Annotated in this window: 13 protein-coding genes; 5 read left to right on the forward strand and 8 right to left on the reverse strand. The window is 51.3% G+C overall.

Going from position 1 to position 16,066, the window contains the following annotated elements:
* The first annotated feature begins 3 nt into the window (after window positions 1-3).
* Window positions 4-2,157 carry a YccS family putative transporter gene (yccS, locus tag GFB57_RS19190; protein ID WP_008320230.1) on the forward strand — a complete coding sequence of 718 codons (2,154 nt, stop codon included), beginning with the start codon at window positions 4-6 and terminating at the stop codon, window positions 2,155-2,157.
* On the opposite strand, the gene GFB57_RS19195 is transcribed toward yccS, so the two are convergent.
* Window positions 2,135-2,749: a TfoX/Sxy family DNA transformation protein gene (locus tag GFB57_RS19195; RefSeq protein WP_003035889.1), complete on the reverse strand. Its 615-nt coding sequence runs from the start codon at window positions 2,747-2,749 to the stop codon at window positions 2,135-2,137. The two genes, yccS and GFB57_RS19195, sit on opposite strands and share 23 nt — an antisense overlap.
* 217 nt (window positions 2,750-2,966) lie before the next feature.
* On the opposite strand from GFB57_RS19195, the gene sulA reads away from it, so the two are divergent.
* Window positions 2,967-3,476: an SOS-induced cell division inhibitor SulA gene (sulA, locus tag GFB57_RS19200; protein WP_003035886.1), complete on the forward strand. Its 510-nt coding sequence runs from the start codon at window positions 2,967-2,969 to the stop codon at window positions 3,474-3,476.
* A 357-nt stretch (window positions 3,477-3,833) separates the two neighbouring features.
* Window positions 3,834-4,880, forward strand: a complete 1,047-nt coding sequence (gene ompA, locus GFB57_RS19205) for a porin OmpA (protein WP_003035883.1) — start codon at window positions 3,834-3,836, stop codon at window positions 4,878-4,880.
* Between the two features lie 89 nt (window positions 4,881-4,969).
* On the opposite strand, the gene matP is transcribed toward ompA, so the two are convergent.
* Window positions 4,970-5,422, reverse strand: coding sequence for a macrodomain Ter protein MatP (matP, locus tag GFB57_RS19210; protein ID WP_003035881.1), 453 nt, complete (start codon window positions 5,420-5,422; stop codon window positions 4,970-4,972).
* 185 nt (window positions 5,423-5,607) lie between these two features.
* On the opposite strand from matP, the gene GFB57_RS19215 reads away from it, so the two are divergent.
* Together GFB57_RS19215 and fabA are read left to right on the forward strand one after the other, a co-directional pair.
* The gene (locus GFB57_RS19215) at window positions 5,608-7,368 is read left to right on the forward strand and encodes a Lon protease family protein (protein ID WP_003035878.1); all 1,761 of its coding nucleotides are present in this window, start codon (window positions 5,608-5,610) and stop codon (window positions 7,366-7,368) included.
* A 68-nt stretch (window positions 7,369-7,436) separates the two neighbouring features.
* On the forward strand, window positions 7,437-7,955 hold the full coding sequence (gene fabA, locus GFB57_RS19220) for a bifunctional 3-hydroxydecanoyl-ACP dehydratase/trans-2-decenoyl-ACP isomerase (RefSeq protein ID WP_003035875.1): 519 nt from the start codon (window positions 7,437-7,439) through the stop codon (window positions 7,953-7,955).
* A gap of 107 nt (window positions 7,956-8,062) precedes the next feature.
* On the opposite strand, the gene rmf is transcribed toward fabA, so the two are convergent.
* The 6 genes from rmf to rlmKL all read right to left on the reverse strand — a co-directional run bounded on the left by rmf (window position 8,063) and on the right by rlmKL (window position 15,988).
* A complete protein-coding gene (rmf, locus tag GFB57_RS19225) occupies window positions 8,063-8,230 on the reverse strand; it encodes a ribosome modulation factor (protein ID WP_003035871.1) in 168 nt (55 codons plus the stop codon).
* 256 nt (window positions 8,231-8,486) lie between these two features.
* Window positions 8,487-9,050 (reverse strand): membrane integrity-associated transporter subunit PqiC, encoded by a 564-nt coding sequence (gene pqiC, locus GFB57_RS19230; protein ID WP_003035868.1) that lies wholly within the window; start codon window positions 9,048-9,050, stop codon window positions 8,487-8,489.
* Complete coding sequence (gene pqiB / locus GFB57_RS19235; RefSeq protein WP_003035864.1) at window positions 9,047-10,687, reverse strand: intermembrane transport protein PqiB; 1,641 nt, start codon at window positions 10,685-10,687, stop codon at window positions 9,047-9,049. The genes pqiC and pqiB overlap by 4 nt, the downstream gene beginning before the upstream one ends.
* Before the next feature lie 4 nt (window positions 10,688-10,691).
* Entirely contained in the window at window positions 10,692-11,945 is a 1,254-nt protein-coding gene (pqiA, locus tag GFB57_RS19240; RefSeq protein ID WP_003035862.1) for a membrane integrity-associated transporter subunit PqiA, read from the reverse strand.
* 14 nt (window positions 11,946-11,959) lie between these two features.
* Complete coding sequence (locus tag GFB57_RS19245) at window positions 11,960-13,867, reverse strand: ABC transporter ATP-binding protein (RefSeq protein WP_003035859.1); 1,908 nt, start codon at window positions 13,865-13,867, stop codon at window positions 11,960-11,962.
* Window positions 13,868-13,879: 12 nt separating this feature from the next.
* Window positions 13,880-15,988, reverse strand: a complete 2,109-nt coding sequence (rlmKL, locus tag GFB57_RS19250) for a bifunctional 23S rRNA (guanine(2069)-N(7))-methyltransferase RlmK/23S rRNA (guanine(2445)-N(2))-methyltransferase RlmL (RefSeq protein WP_003035856.1) — start codon at window positions 15,986-15,988, stop codon at window positions 13,880-13,882.
* Between the last annotated feature and the right edge of the window lie 78 nt (window positions 15,989-16,066).

The following is a 16,066-nucleotide window of genomic DNA, read 5'->3' on the forward strand; positions in this document are numbered from 1 at the left end:
TTTATGTTAAGTCCTCTGCTCAAACGCTATACCTGGAACAGCACCTGGTTGTACTACGTGCGGATTTTTATCGCGCTATGCGGTACAACGGCGCTGCCCTGGTGGCTGGGTGACGTCAAGCTGACCATCCCTCTCACGCTAGGTATGGTCGCTGCCGCACTTACCGATCTCGACGATCGTCTCGCGGGCCGACTGCGCAATTTAATCATCACGCTGGTGTGCTTTTTTATTGCCTCAGCCTCCGTTGAACTGCTCTTCCCATGGCCCTGGCTGTTTGCTATTGGGTTAACGCTTTCCACCAGCGGTTTTATTCTGCTGGGGGGATTAGGCCAGCGCTATGCAACCATCGCTTTTGGCGCGTTGCTGATCGCCATTTACACGATGCTGGGCACCTCGCTTTACGATCAGTGGTATCAACAACCAATCCTGCTGCTCGCTGGCGCTATCTGGTATAACCTGCTGACGCTCACCGGACATCTTCTGTTTCCCATCCGCCCCTTACAGGACAATCTGGCACGCAGCTACGAACAATTAGCGCACTACCTGGAACTGAAGTCGCGTCTTTTTGATCCCGACATAGAAGATGAAAGCCAGGCGCCGTTGTATGATTTAGCCCTCGCTAATGGGCAACTGATGGCAACGCTAAACCAGACCAAAGTGTCGCTGCTGACTCGCCTGCGCGGTGACCGTGGACAACGGGGAACACGTCGCACGCTACATTACTATTTTGTGGCGCAGGATATTCATGAACGCGCAAGCTCCTCACATATTCAATATCAAACGCTACGCGATCATTTCCGTCACAGCGATGTGATGTTCCGCTTCCAGCGGTTGATGTCGATGCAAGGACAAGCCTGCTCACAATTGTCTCGTTGTATTTTATTGCGCACGCCTTACCAGCACGATCCGCACTTTGAACGCGTCTTCACCCATATAGATGCCGCACTTGAGCGCATGCGTGCCAGTGGTGAGCCTGCAGATCTGCTCAATACGCTGGGATTCTTACTATCGAACCTGCGGGCTATCGATGCGCAACTGGCCACCATTGAGTCTGAACAGGCTCAGGTACTCTCGCGCAATGAGTCTGAAAATCAGCTTGCTGATGACAGTCCCCATGGATTCAGTGATATCTGGTTACGCCTGAGCCGTAATTTCACCCCAGAGTCCGCACTGTTTCGCCATGCCGTCCGCATGTCGTTAGTGCTCTGTGTTGGTTATGCCATTATCCAGGTAACCGGCATGAATCACGGATACTGGATCTTGCTGACCAGCCTGTTTGTCTGTCAACCAAACTACAATGCCACCCGACATCGCCTGGCGCTCAGGATTATCGGCACGTTGGTTGGGATTGCCATCGGTTTACCGATCCTGTGGTTTGTGCCCTCTTTAGAAGGGCAGCTAATACTTTTAGTGATCACTGGTGTACTGTTTTTTGCCTTTCGCAACGTCCAGTATGCGCATGCCACCATGTTTATCACGCTGCTGGTATTACTGTGCTTTAACCTGCTCGGCGAAGGCTTTGAGGTTGCGCTGCCGCGTGTCATCGATACGCTAATTGGCTGTGCTATCGCCTGGGCGGCTGTCAGTTTCATCTGGCCAGACTGGCGTTTTCGTAATCTACCACGGGTAATTGAACGGGCGACTGACGCTAACTGCCGCTACCTTGATGCAATTCTCGAACAATATCATCAGGGTCGTGATAATCGCCTGGCCTACCGTATCGCTCGCCGTGACGCGCATAACAGTGATGCTGAACTCGCCTCCGTGGTGTCAAACATGTCGAGCGAGCCGGATGTGACGGCCCAAACCCGCGAAACGGCGTTCCGTTTACTGTGTCTCAACCATACGTTTACCAGCTATATTTCTGCGCTTGGCGCACATCGCGAACAGTTGACCAATCCAGACGTTCTGGCATTGCTGGATGACGCTGTTTGCTATGTTGATGATGCCCTTCACCATCAACCCGCTGACGAGCAACGCGTATACCAGGCGTTAGAAGGGCTGAAGCAGCGAATTCAGCACCTGGAACCACGCCCGGACAGTAAAGAGCCTCTGGTCGTTCAGCAAGTTGGGTTATTGATCGCTCTGCTCCCAGAAATCCGACGATTACAGCAGCAAATTGCCGTACTACCTTCTAATACCCCGGTTCCGGCGTAAGAGAACTTACCCACTCCACCAACTCCTGGCGACGCGTCGCCGGGAGCGCGGCTTCATGTATCCCCCCTACCGCGCCTTCAAGGGCATAGAGTACTTTTACCGTCAGAGCCGGGTTATTTTGCCGAAGTTTCAGCCAGCACATTTGTGCTCCCAACGACCGCATTGTCCCCTCATCTTTAATTCCAACTTCATTCAGCAGAGTCTCCAGATGAAACGTCATATTCGGCAATTCCCGCAGACGATGCTGGGTAAAGCGACTCTGTTTTTCCTTAACCGCTGCATCCAACGAATATCGCGATAACGACACCAGTTGCTGCTGGTTTTGCCACAGGGCATCGTTCACCTGGTAATAATTAAGTACAAGAGGACGTCCCCGCTTAATAAATGTCAGCCAGACAGGAGAATTTTGTACACAATACTGGGCGCTCTGTTCACAGGCGCGAAGATACAACTCACCATTGGCGACCATGGCAAAGACCGTATCGCCAACCGTCAGACTGTAGCCACCAAACAGTGAGCGATAGTGAATTGTCCCCAGAGAAGCCAGATATTCCTGCGATTTATAGATCCTTGCATAAGAAAGCTCTTTCATAAAAATCCTTTTTAAATCATAACGTAAGCAAATGATTTTCAGTAGCGGATCCGTTAATGACGAAAATAGGCAACTTATGCGTATGGGGCAAGATGAATTTTATTTTTCCCGTGACGATGACTAAAAATTGCGAACCTGTTTCCGAAAATAAGGTTGATCTTTGTTGATAGCAGGGTTACTGTATATTCATACAGTAACTCACAGGGCTGGATTGATTATGTACACTTCAGGCTATGCAAATCGTTCTTCGTCGTTCTCTTCCGCATCAAGCAACATTGCGCGCGTTTCATCAGAGAACGCAACCGCTGGGCTTATCAGTGAAGTAGTCTATCGCGAGGACCAGCCCATGATGACGCAACTACTGCTGCTTCCTCTGCTGCAACAGTTAGGGCAGCAATCACGCTGGCAGCTGTGGCTGACGCCTCAGCAAAAATTAAGCCGGGAGTGGGTGCAGTCAGCCGGACTTCCATTGACAAAAGTAATGCAGATTAGCCAACTCTCCCCCTGCAATACGCTGGAATCGATGATCCGTGCGCTGCGCACAGGTAATTACAGTGTCGTTATCGGCTGGCTGGCAGAAGAATTAACGGAAGATGAACATGCCGAGCTGGTAAAAGCGGCTGACGAAGGTAATGCGATGGGTTTTATCATGCGTCCTGTTTGCGCACAGTCACTTGCGGGGAGACAGCATTCCGGGCTAAAAATTCACTCGAATTTGTATCATTGAGTAAAATTAGGATTTATCCTGGAATTTTTTTTCATGCTTCAATTTGCCTTTGAGCTTTAACGCGTTTTTCGTCCGAACGCCTGTCTCAAGCGGTTTTCAGGAAATCCTCAGTGCATTTAGTCATCAATAAATGTTAAATATTATGTATACAAGCCTTTTTTTTTCATATGCCTGACGGACTTCACACTTGTAAGTTTTCAACTACGTTGTAGACTTTACATCGCCAGGGGTGCTCGGCGTAAGCCGCAGATATCGGTAGAGCAACTATTGAACTGGTCCCCGGGTGAAGGATTTAACCGTGTTATCTCTCTTCGGAGATATTCATGGCGAATTTTGGATGATAACGAGGCGCAAAAAATGAAAAAGACAGCTATCGCAATTGCAGTGGCACTGGCTGGTTTCGCTACCGTGGCGCAGGCCGCTCCGAAAGATAACACCTGGTATACTGGTGCTAAACTGGGCTGGTCTCAGTACCATGACATTGGCAACAACCAGATCGACAACAACGGACCGACCCACGAAAGCCAACTGGGTGCTGGTGCGTTCGGTGGTTATCAGGTTAACCCGTACGTTGGTTTTGAAATGGGTTACGACTGGTTAGGTCGTATGCCGTACAAAGGCAACACTGAAAATGGCGCATTCAAAGCTCAGGGCGTTCAGCTGACCGCTAAACTGGGTTACCCAATCACTGACGATCTGGACGTTTATACCCGTCTGGGTGGTATGGTTTGGCGTGCAGACGCTAAAAACAACCAAGGCTTCAAAGACCACGACACTGGTGTATCCCCAGTATTCGCTGGTGGCGTAGAGTATGCAATTACTCCTGAAATCGCTACCCGTCTGGAATATCAGTGGACCAACAACATCGGTGACGCGAACACCGTTGGTGGTCGTCCGGATAACGGCCTGTTGAGCGTTGGTGTTTCTTACCGTTTCGGCCAGCAGGAAGAAGCAGCTCCAGTAGTTGTTGCTCCGGCTCCGGCTCCAGAAGTACAGACCAAGCACTTCACTCTGAAGTCTGACGTTCTGTTCAACTTCAACAAAGCAACTCTGAAACCAGAAGGCCAGCAGGCTCTGGACCAGATGTACAGCCAGCTGAGCAACCTGGATCCGAAAGACGGTTCCGTAGTGGTTCTGGGCTTCACTGACCGCATCGGTTCTGACGCTTACAACCAGGGTCTGTCCGAGAAACGTGCTCAGTCCGTTGTTGATTACCTGATCTCTAAAGGTATTCCTTCTGACAAAATCTCTGCACGTGGCATGGGTGAATCCAACCCAGTTACTGGCAACACCTGTGACAACGTGAAAGCTCGCGCTGCACTGATCGACTGCCTGGCTCCGGATCGTCGTGTTGAGATCGAAGTTAAAGGCATCAAAGACGTTGTAACTCAGCCTCAGGCTTAAGTTATCGTCTTATAAAAAAACCCCGCTATGCGGGGTTTTTTTTCATCTGTTTCCACTCAAAACAAGCCTCTTGTTACACCAGCCAACCGCTAGTCTTTTCCCAGCAACGCCTGTAAATCCTGCTTCAATGTCGACATTTTGTTCGCGTACTTCTCTTTATGCTCTGCGTCTTCAATCAGCTGCACTATAGTTTCAGAAAGTGTTTTTCCGCGCCGCTGCGCAAGACCTGCCAGACGCTGCCAGACCATAAACTCCAGATCGATAGATTTCTTACGCGTATGTTGATGTTCTGCATTAAAGTGCCGCTTACGCCTCGCCCGGATCGTTTGCTTCATACGATTGAGCAGTGCAGGGTTCATGTATTCTTCAATCCAGGCGTTGACCCGAACCGGTTCATTTTCGAGGGTTAGCAACAAATCAACGGCTTCTTTGGCAGCGCTGGCTTCCACATAGCGGGTAATCAACTCCCCCTCGCGATGCTTCTTCACCAGGTACTTCCATTTCCATCCGCTTTCAAGATTTTCAAGTTGTTGATATTTCATTGCGATCTCAATGTTACCGTGTAACTCTTATCAGAATATCAGCTTTTTCGGCATCTGAAGAAAAGAATATCCAGCCTGTGAACTGCCGCGCGTCATCACAACCGTTTCGCGGCGCTTTCCAGGTGTTTAGTGGTGAGGGTTACGGTATAATCTCGTTTTTTACAACAGACTAAAAAACATCAACTTTGACCATTACGAAACTTGCATGGCGTGATCTGGTTCCTGATACCGACAGTTATCAGGAAGTATTTGCACAGCCGCACGTCACTGACGACACCGACACCTTACTTAGTGATACTCAGCCACGTTTACAATTCGCGCTAGAGCAGCTTCTTCAGCACTGGACAACATCCTCGTTCATGTTGGTGAAAGCACCGGAGGAGCTTGAGTATCTCAACCTTATTGCAAAGGCTGCACGTCCCTTGCACACGGATGCAGGAAGCCTGACTGGCGGCCATTACGACATCTCCGGTCACACTATTCGTTATCGTACAGCTGAAAAAGCGGAAGACAATTTTGCGACGTTGACGCAGGTGGTCAGCGCTGACTGGGCCGAAGCTGAACAACTGTTTGGCTGTCTACGTCAGTTCAATGGCGAAATTACGCTGCAGCCAGGTCTGGTACATCAGGCCAATGGGGGTGTGCTGGTTATCTCATTGCGCACGCTGTTGGCCCAACCGCTGTTGTGGATGCGTCTGAAAGCCATTGTCAGCCACGAGCGTTTTGATTGGGTGGCTTTTGATGAGTCTCGCCCGCTGCCTGTCTCTGTTCCGCCTATGCCGCTTAAACTGAAAGTGATTTTGGTGGGCGAGCGTGAATCGCTGGCGGATTTCCAGGACATGGAACCAGAGTTGGCTGAACAGGCCATTTACAGCGAGTTTGAAGATAATCTGCAGATAGTGGATGCCGAAACCATGACGCAGTGGTGTCAGTGGGTCACGCATACTGCCATGCGCAATAATTTGCCTTACCCCGCTCCTGATGCCTGGCAGGTTTTGATCCGTGAAGCCGTTCGCTATACCGGTGAACAGGATACATTGCCTCTTAACCCGCTGTGGATCACCAGACAGTTCAAAGAGGTGGCCCCGTTATGCGAGAGCGAAACCTGCAACGCTGAGCAGTTCAGCCTGATGCTGGCTCAGCGCGAATGGCGTGAGGGATTCCTGGCTGAACGCATGCAGGATGAAATTCTGCAAGAGCAGATCCTTATCGAGACAGAAGGCGAGCGTATTGGCCAGATCAACGCCTTGTCGGTGATTGAGTTTCCAGGCCACCCACGCGCATTTGGCGAACCTTCTCGTATCAGTTGCGTCGTGCATATTGGCGACGGCGAGTTTACGGACATTGAGCGCAAAGCCGAGCTCGGCGGAAATATTCATGCCAAGGGTATGATGATTATGCAGGCGTTCCTGATGTCGGAACTCCAGCTTGAGCAGCAAATTCCCTTCTCTGCCTCGCTGACCTTTGAGCAATCTTACAGCGAAGTGGACGGTGACAGCGCGTCTATGGCAGAACTGTGCGCATTGATCAGCGCCCTCGCCGACGTGCCTGTTAATCAAAGTATCGCCATTACCGGTTCTGTCGATCAGTTTGGTCGGGCGCAACCTGTCGGTGGTCTGAATGAGAAAATTGAAGGTTTCTTCGCCATCTGCCAGCAGCGTGAGCTGACGGGCACGCAGGGCGTTATCATTCCTTCGGCTAACGTCAGACACCTCAGCCTGCATCCCGCGCTGCTACAGGCCATAGAAGAAGAAAAATTCACTATCTGGGCGGTGGATGACGTAACTGATGCGCTGCCACTGTTGTTAAATCTGGTGTGGGATGGCGAAGGCCAGACAACGCTGATGCAAACCATTCAGGAGCGTATTGCCACCGCTACGCAACAGGAAGGTCGTCACCGTTTTCCATGGCCGCTACGTTGGCTGAACTGGATTATTCCGAACTGATCGGACTTGTTCAGCGTACACGTGTTAGCTATCCTGCGTGCTTCAATAAAATAAGGCTTACAGAGAACATGGTAGATAAACGCGAATCCTATACGAAAGAAGACCTTCTTGCCTCTGGTCGCGGTGAGCTGTTTGGCGCAAAAGGGCCACAACTGCCAGCACCAAGCATGCTGATGATGGACCGTGTCATCAAGATGACCGAAACCGGTGGCAACTTTGACAAAGGTTATGTTGAAGCTGAACTGGATATCAACCCAGACCTGTGGTTCTTCGGTTGTCACTTTATTGGCGATCCGGTGATGCCGGGCTGCCTGGGTCTCGACGCCATGTGGCAGCTGGTTGGATTCTATCTCGGCTGGCTGGGCGGCGAAGGTAAAGGCCGTGCGCTGGGCGTAGGTGAAGTTAAATTCACCGGCCAGGTTCTGCCGACTGCGAAGAAAGTCACTTACCGCATTCACTTCAAACGTATCGTTAACCGTCGCCTGATCATGGGCCTGGCTGATGGTGAAGTGCTGGTTGATGGTCGCCTGATCTACACCGCAAACGATCTGAAAGTGGGTCTGTTCCAGGACACTTCCGCGTTCTAATCCAGGACGGCGTAGCAGCCAGACATTAACGTTTCTCCGTTTTATCTGGTGTGCAAAAAGGCGAAACCTCCGCTCTGCGGAGGTTTCTTTTATCTAAAGAGACAGAATCAGGCCATTAAAACCCTATCCCCCATGGCTTCTCGCCAGCCTCCCAGCCAGTATGACCTCTGATTCAGCGTCTGATAGGGACACATTTCTTTTGAGCGTCCGGCAATGCCGGCCTGATATCCACGTTGATGTGCCCGTTCCAGGCGATCTCGTTTTTGTCTCTTCATGCCTCGTTTCCCTCATTTTTTGGTCTGGTGGAAAAGAAAACAGTGATTACTAAGTGTGCAATCACACTAAACGAATACCCCTAAACATTAGGCTCGTCAATGCGCAAAATTCACGCCAGTGTCATATTTGTGAGCTAGCCTCTAAATCATTTGTACAAAAATAGTCAGTCAGAACAGCTATCTCCACGGCTAAAAAAATAAAAAAAACCGCCCCGGGCGGTGAGCCAGGGGCGGCATAATTTACAATTATTTAAGCTTATGGGATGCGTTTCAGCTCTTGAGCAATAGCCGTCGCTTCCTGACTCCAGGCGTTGGCAAGAACCTTCACCATCTCATCGTAGCCGTCTTTAGTCTGTACAGCTTCGATGTGGAATGGACGTTTGATCAGTTGTCCCTGATGATTCAGCAACCATTCACCACTCACGATAACCTTACCATCGTACCGACCGTGGAAGCCGGTTACGGTGACATTCAGCGTGTCCTGAGTGCTTCCCAGCGGCTGCGAAGCAACAACCCAGCCAGGCAACTGCATGCTGAGGTTAGCAACCAGCGTATTGCGCAATTGCTGATCTAATGGGCTGGCCCAGAGATTATTATTGGCTATAACATATTGCACATCGCTGGTCTGGTAAACCACCCCATTACCGGCCAGATAATCAGGTACCGCAATCTGTTCAACCCACAGCAGACGGTTTCCCTGATTGGCGGAGCTCTGCACACCGCCTTGTGCGATAGGGAGCTGGTAATAGCTTTTATTCTCTCCGCTGGAGCTGCATGACGTCAGCCAGACCGCCATCATCACCACTAGCCACTTTTTCATTGTTTCGCCCTCTTCGGCTCTGGATCTTTTTTGTCCTTCGCTTCAAATACCAGCGCATTACTCTTATCGTTCAGCGTTTTCAGTACCGGTTGCAGTTCACGTAGCACCTGATCAAGACGCTGCATATCTGCCACCATCTTGTTGTAGGCCGCGGAACCAGGCTGGAAGCCCTGCATGCTACGATTTAGTTCACGCAGCGTGTTCTGCATATCCGCCGGAAGATCCTGCATCGACTGGCTGGACGTGATCTTGTTCATGTTATCCAGCGTGGTTTGCAGATGCTTCATCGTGCGCTGGCTTTCCGACAGCGTATTGGTTGCCTGCTCAATCATCGGGTTCAGCGGCAGATTATTAATCTTATCCAACGCTTCCATCAGACGCTGTTGGATCTGCGCCAGACCACCGCTCACGGTCGGAATAATTTGATAACCATTAAATTCACGCACACCAGTAATCGGCGGCTCTTTCGGGTAGAAGTCGAGATCGACATACAGCGCGCCGGTCACCAGGTTCCCGGTTTTGAGCGATGCCCGTAATCCACGTTTAAGCAATTCCGCCAGATGAGCACCAACATCAGTATCTTCGCCCAGCTGCGCCTTCAGACGTTCTGGTTCGATGCGTACCAGCACCGGAATGCGGTAATCATTGTTGAACACCTGGCGCATATTCGGTGAGAAGAAAGGTACTTTACTCACCGTACCCAAGCGGATGCCACGGAATTCCAGCGGCGCACCAGGCTGCAGGCCACGAATCGAATCTTTAAAGAACATCAGATAATCGATATGATCGGTATACAGTGAATCCTGAATACTTTTTTGATCGTCATAAAGATTAAACGCTGACTGTTGTGCGACCGGCTCGCCCTGCTCTAAACCTTCTGGCACATCAAAACTTACACCACCGCCAAACAGCGTGGAGAGCGAACCCATTTCTACGCGCATACCTGCTGAGGTAAGATCTACGGCGATCCCGCTGTCTTTCCAGAAACGCACATTACTGGTCACCAGACGATCGTTAGGCGCATTAATGAAAAGCTGATAGCTGATCGTACGCTTTTGCGCATCAAATGTGCTGGTTTCAACCGAACCTACACGATAGCCGCGAAAAAGCACCGGATCGCCCGGACTCAACTGACCGGCTTTTTTGCTGTCCAGAATCACACGGATCCCTTTTGCATCTGGCGGGGCCAGCGGCGGTGAATCCAGCAGTTGGTAATTTTCCAGCTTACTGCCTTTATTGCCAGGCTGCAGTTCAATATAAACCCCGGACAATAGCGTGCCGAGCCCACTTATACCTTCACGTCCAACCTGCGGCTTCACCACCCAAAAGACAGAATCTTTATGCAGCAGCTTTTCCATTCCGGAGTTAAGACGCGCTTTAATCTCCACATGGGTCAGATCATCAGTCAGGGTTGCGCTCTCAACGATGCCGACGTCCACACTGCGGCTCTTAATCGTCGTTTTGCCCCCTTCAATACCTTCGGCATTGGTGGTAATAAGCGTGACCTGTGGCCCCTGATGACTGTAATGATAAAACAGAACCCACGCGCCAATGAGTGCAGTGACGATAGGAAATATCCACACGGGCGACCAGTTTTTTACCTTTTGCACTTTGGCTTCCCCACTTTTAGATTCCATGCTGTCAGGACTCCTCATGGCCTGGTTCTGGTTCACGATCCCACGACAGACGCGGATCAAATGTCATCGCAGAAAACATTGTCATAATGACGACTAAAGCAAACATCAAAGCACCCATTGCAGGATAAATGTTCATTAACCCTCCCATGCGCACCAGCGCAGAGAGTACCGCAATCACAAATACGTCAATCATTGACCAGCGACCGACAAATTCCACAACTTCATAAATCAGGTGCATACGTTCACTGTCGCGTTTGCCGTGCCCTTTGGCGTCCCAGCATAGCCAGGCAATGGCGATCATTTTCAACGTCGGCACCATAATACTGGCGATAAAGATAACCGCAGCCACCGGATACGAGCCTTCGCTCCAGATTAAAACCACCCCCTCAAGTATGGTTGACGGCAGCTTTGACCCGAGCAAATCGGTAATCATAATCGGCAGAATATTGGCAGGAAGATAAAGCATGATTGACGTAAACAGTAATGCCAACGTCCATTGCAGACTGTTTTTACGCCGCACATAACCTTTCGTCTGACAACGTGGGCACACCCGTTCATCAGCGGGAAGTATTGCAGTGCAGCAAGAGCAGGAACGCAGTCCCTGTCGAATACCAGGCACGCCAGGTTTTAAGGCCTGCTTTATGACAGGCATTGGCGCAATATCATCCCATAGCCAGCGACGGTCAACGCACTGAAATGCACGCAACTGTAAAACGCAAAAGAAGCACCACGGAATAAAGCTGCTGCCCACGCCGATATCGCCGTAGGCCATCAGCTTAACAAAGCTCACCAGCACGCCGGCGAGGAAGATTTCTGCCATTCCCCAGCTTTTTAACTGAAACAAAATGCGCGCCAGCCATGCTTTAAGCCGCTCGGGCATCTGAACCCGGTTTACCAGTAGCAGGATCGTCAGCAGGCAAAAGGCCGGAACCAGCTGAACGAATAAGATAAAGAAGGTGCCGAGACTGGCGTAATCTTCAGAAAAGAGCACGCTGGGAATTTGCAGCAACGTCACTTCACTACTCACCCCTGCGACGTTCATATTCACAAAGGGAAAGAGGTTTGACAGCAGCAGCATAAATAGTGCGGCTAAAACATAGGCAGTGGGACGCTGCCGGGGCGCGTCCCACTCAACGGTTAACGTAGTGCCACATCGTGGACATGCCGCTTTCTGACCATGCTCAAGGCGAGGTAACGCCACCAGCATGTCACACTGCGAGCACAAAATATGCTTCGCGGCATGGTGATGTTCGCACATAGGTGCTCCTTTAATTATGCGCCATTCTTCAAAGACTCAAGATACTCCCAGCGCTCAAAGGCTTGCTCAAGTTCTTGTTCCGCTTCGTTCAAATTAGCTAACACCTGTTGCGTTTGCTCGTGAGGCTGACTGAAAAACGCGGCGTCAACAACCTGAGCCTGTAAGGCTTCCAGCTTAGCTTCCAGTTCTTCAAGCAACGCGGGGAGCTGCTCCAGTTCGCGCTGCAGTTTATAGCTTAGTTTGCTGGTGCCGCGTTTGACAATTTCTGCTTTAGGAGCGGCTGGCTCCTCTGTTTTTTTCGCAACTGGCTGCTTAAACGCCACATACTGCGATTGTTGACTGCGCGCATCATGATAACCGCCGACATAACGACCAATTTTACCGCCGCCTTCGAAGATCCAGCATTCGGTCACGGTATTATCGACAAACTGACGGTCGTGGCTCACCAGCAGCACGGTGCCCTGGTAGCTATCAATCAACTCTTCGAGCAGTTCCAGCGTTTCGACGTCAAGATCGTTCGTTGGTTCATCGAGAATCAACAGATTGCTGGGTTTCAGGAACAAACGCGCCAATAACAGGCGATTACGTTCCCCGCCAGAGAGCGCACGTACTGGCGTCATCGCACGTTTTGGATGGAACAGGAAGTCCTGCAGGTAACCCAGCACATGGCGAGGTTTACCGTTAACCATCACCTCTTGCTTACCTTCAGCCAGGTTGTCCATCACGGTTTTATCGGGATCCAGTTCGGCGCGGTGCTGATCGAAATAGGCCACTTCCAGCTTGGTACCGACGTGAATGCGTCCGCTGTCAGCCTGAAGCTGACCTAACATCAACTTCAGCAGCGTTGTTTTGCCGCAGCCGTTAGGTCCGATTAGCGCGATCTTGTCGCTACGCTGCACCTGCGCGGAGAAATCTTTCACCAGCTGCTTTCCGTCAACCTGGTAATCCACATTCTCCATTTCGAAAACAATCTTGCCTGAACGGCTAGCCTCTTCGACCTGCATCTTCGCTGTGCCCATCACTTCGCGACGTTCGCCACGCTCGCGACGCATGGCTTTCAGTGCGCGCACGCGACCTTCGTTACGCGTACGACGCGCTTTGATACCCTGACGGATCCAGACTTCTTCCTGCGCCAACTTGCGGTCAAATTCCGCGTTTTGTAACTCTTCTACGCGCAACGCTTCTTCTTTATCCAGCAGATACTGATCGTAACTCCCCGGATAGGTCACCAGCTTGCCGCGGTCAAGATCGACAATGCGCGTCGCCATATTGCGGATAAATGAACGGTCATGGGAAATGAAAATAATTGTCCCATTGAAGGTTTTCAGGAACCCTTCCAGCCAGTCAATGGTTTCAATATCCAGGTGGTTCGTCGGTTCATCTAACAGCAGCACGCGCGGGTTGCTCACTAACGCGCGGCCCAGCGCCGCCTTACGTAGCCAGCCGCCGGAAAGCGATGCCAGCTCCATGTCTGCTTCCAGGCCAAGCTGTTCCAGTACTTCATTAATACGGTTTTCCAGCTGCCACAGATTGTGGTGATCCAGCTGTTCCTGAACCTTCGCCAGTTCCTGGAGGTTTTTATCACTCGGATCGGCGATCACCAGATGCGAGATATCGTGATAACGCTTGAGGTAAACCGCCTGTTCTGCAATCCCTTCGGCGACAAAATCGTAGACGCTACCCTGCACGTTGCGCGGCGGATCCTGCTGCAGACGCGCCACAACCAGATCCTGCTCATAAATAATACGCCCATCGTCAAGACCCTGTTCACGGTTCAGGATCTTCATCAGCGTCGATTTGCCCGCGCCATTACGGCCAACCAGACAGACCCGCTCGTTATCTTCGATATGCAGTTCAGCATTATCAAGAAGCGGGGCATCGCTGAACGACAGCCATGCACCATGCATACTGATTAATGACATTTAATTTTCCTTTCAGGCTGCGGTAATCAGCCAGCAATTGTGGATCTGACGGTTACGGGCAAAGTCCTGGGAAAGCGTTTTTTGGGTGATTTCTTGTGCTTTCAATCCCAGTTCAGCCAAACCGTCGAGATCCATACGGAACCCACGTTTGTTGTTGGAGAACATGATCGTGCCGTCTTTACGCAGCAGACGTTTCAGATCTTTCATCAGCGCCAGATGATCGCGCTGCACATCAAACGAGTCTTCCATACGTTTTGAGTTAGAGAACGTCGGTGGATCGATGAAAATCAGATCAAACTGTTCATTGGCATCACGCAACCAGCCCAGGCAATCGGCCTGAATTAAACGGTGAGCGCGACCGCTCAGGCCGTTCAGACGCAGGTTGCGTTCCGCCCATTCCAGATAGGTACGCGACATATCAACCGTCGTGGTGCTACGCGCACCGCCCAATCCTGCATGTACGCTGGCGCTGCCGGTGTAGGAGAACAGGTTAAGGAAGTCCTTACCTTTACTCATCTGCCCCAGCATACGGCGCGCAATACGGTGATCGAGGAATAAACCCGTATCAAGGTAGTCAGTCAGGTTCACCCACAGGCGCGCGTTGTACTCGCTTACCTCAATGAATTCACCCTTCTCATTCATCTTCTGATACTGATTCTTGCCTTTCTGGCGTTCACGGGTTTTCAGCACCAGTTTATTGGGCGCGATTTCCAGTACTGACAGCGTTGCGGCAATAATGTCAAACAGGCGTTGGCGCGCTTTTTGCGCATCAACGGTCTTCGGTGGAGCATATTCCTGAACCACGACCCACTCACCGTAACGATCCACAGCAACGTTGTATTCCGGCAGATCAGCGTCATACAGGCGATAACATTCAATGCCTTCCTGACGCGCCCATTTTTCCAGTTTCTTGATGTTCTTGCGCAGGCGGTTAGCATAATCTTCCGCGACCGTGGCAGGCTTGCTGTCCGCGGTGGTCTCTGCAACGTGATAGTTTTTCTGCACACAATCCAGCGGGCCGTTTTTCGCCTTGAACTGCTTGTCGGCACGTAATTGCAGGCTGCTGAGCAGATCCGGAGAGGCGCTGAACAGCGACAAATTCCAGCCGCCAAACTGGTTTTTCATCGTACGGCCCAGCAAGCTGTGCAGGGCAATCAGCGCCGGTTCGCTATCCAGACGTTCGCCGTAAGGCGGGTTACTGATAACTGTCCCATACGGTCCTTTCGGCAACGGATTGCTCAGTTTGGCGACATCTTTAACGTCAAACGTCATCAGATCGGCGATACCGGCGCGGCGAGCGTTACTGCGCGCTTTTTCAATCACTCGCGCATCGCTGTCGGATCCATAAAAATGCGAGGTATAGTCAGCCAGTCCCTTACGCGCACGCACCTGCGCTTCGGCTTTAACTTCTTGCCAGACGGCTTCGTCGTGCTGCGCCCAACCGCTGAAGCCCCAGTACCCGCGGTGCAGGCCCGGCGCGCGATCGGTTGCCCACATCGCCGCTTCAATCAGCAGTGTGCCGGAACCACACATCGGATCGAGTAACGGGGTTCCCGGTTGCCAGCCAGAACGCATAACAATAGCGGCGGCCAGCGTTTCTTTAATCGGTGCCTGACCCGCGCGATCGCGATAGCCACGCTGGTGCAAACCATCACCGCTCAGATCGAGCGCAATGCTGGCGGTATCTTTGTTCAACCAGACGTTGATGCGCAGATCCGGAGATTCACGATCCACATTCGGACGCGGCATATTTTTACGGGTAAATGCATCGACAATCGCATCCTTGACCTTTAGCGCGCCGTACTGGCTGTTACGAATGGTTTCGTTCAGGCCGCTAAAATGAACGGCAAACGTAGCACCAGGGTTAAATATCTCTGTCCAGTCGATTGCCTGAACGCCGAGGTACAGATCAAGATCGCTGTAGACCTTGCACTCTCCCATCGGCAGGATAATGCGCGAGGCCAGGCGACTCCACATCAGGCTCTGGTAAACAAGCCGCGTGTCGCCCTTAAAATGGACCCCACCCTGAACGACCTGACACTCCAGCGCGCCGAGGTTTTCCAGTTCAGTTTTTAACAGCTCTTCCAGCCCGCGGGCCGTACTGGCAAACAGAGAATTCATAATGTCACTTTTACTCCGAGAAAATTGCTGCGCATTATAGCTAATATGGGCTGTATGTCATAAAGTTGAAGGCTTATT

Source organism: Citrobacter sp. S39, from assembly GCF_009495675.1.
GTDB classification, from domain to species: domain Bacteria; phylum Pseudomonadota; class Gammaproteobacteria; order Enterobacterales; family Enterobacteriaceae; genus Citrobacter; species Citrobacter freundii.

Bases quoted from the DNA above. Each gene is read 5' to 3' on its own strand.
- yccS (WP_008320230.1), top strand. From the start codon at position 4: ATGTTAAGTCCTCTGCTCAAACGCTATACCTGGAACAGCACCTGGTTG.
- rlmKL (WP_003035856.1), bottom strand. From the start codon at position 15,988: ATGAATTCTCTGTTTGCCAGTACGGCCCGCGGGCTGGAAGAGCTGTTA.
- fabA (WP_003035875.1), top strand. From the start codon at position 7,437: ATGGTAGATAAACGCGAATCCTATACGAAAGAAGACCTTCTTGCCTCT.
- sulA (WP_003035886.1), top strand. From the start codon at position 2,967: ATGTACACTTCAGGCTATGCAAATCGTTCTTCGTCGTTCTCTTCCGCA.
- pqiC (WP_003035868.1), bottom strand. From the start codon at position 9,050: ATGAAAAAGTGGCTAGTGGTGATGATGGCGGTCTGGCTGACGTCATGC.
- GFB57_RS19245 (WP_003035859.1), bottom strand. From the start codon at position 13,867: ATGTCATTAATCAGTATGCATGGTGCATGGCTGTCGTTCAGCGATGCC.
- pqiB (WP_003035864.1), bottom strand. From the start codon at position 10,687: ATGGAATCTAAAAGTGGGGAAGCCAAAGTGCAAAAGGTAAAAAACTGG.
- matP (WP_003035881.1), bottom strand. From the start codon at position 5,422: ATGAAATATCAACAACTTGAAAATCTTGAAAGCGGATGGAAATGGAAG.
- rmf (WP_003035871.1), bottom strand. From the start codon at position 8,230: ATGAAGAGACAAAAACGAGATCGCCTGGAACGGGCACATCAACGTGGA.
- GFB57_RS19195 (WP_003035889.1), bottom strand. From the start codon at position 2,749: ATGAAAGAGCTTTCTTATGCAAGGATCTATAAATCGCAGGAATATCTG.
- pqiA (WP_003035862.1), bottom strand. From the start codon at position 11,945: ATGTGCGAACATCACCATGCCGCGAAGCATATTTTGTGCTCGCAGTGT.
- ompA (WP_003035883.1), top strand. From the start codon at position 3,834: ATGAAAAAGACAGCTATCGCAATTGCAGTGGCACTGGCTGGTTTCGCT.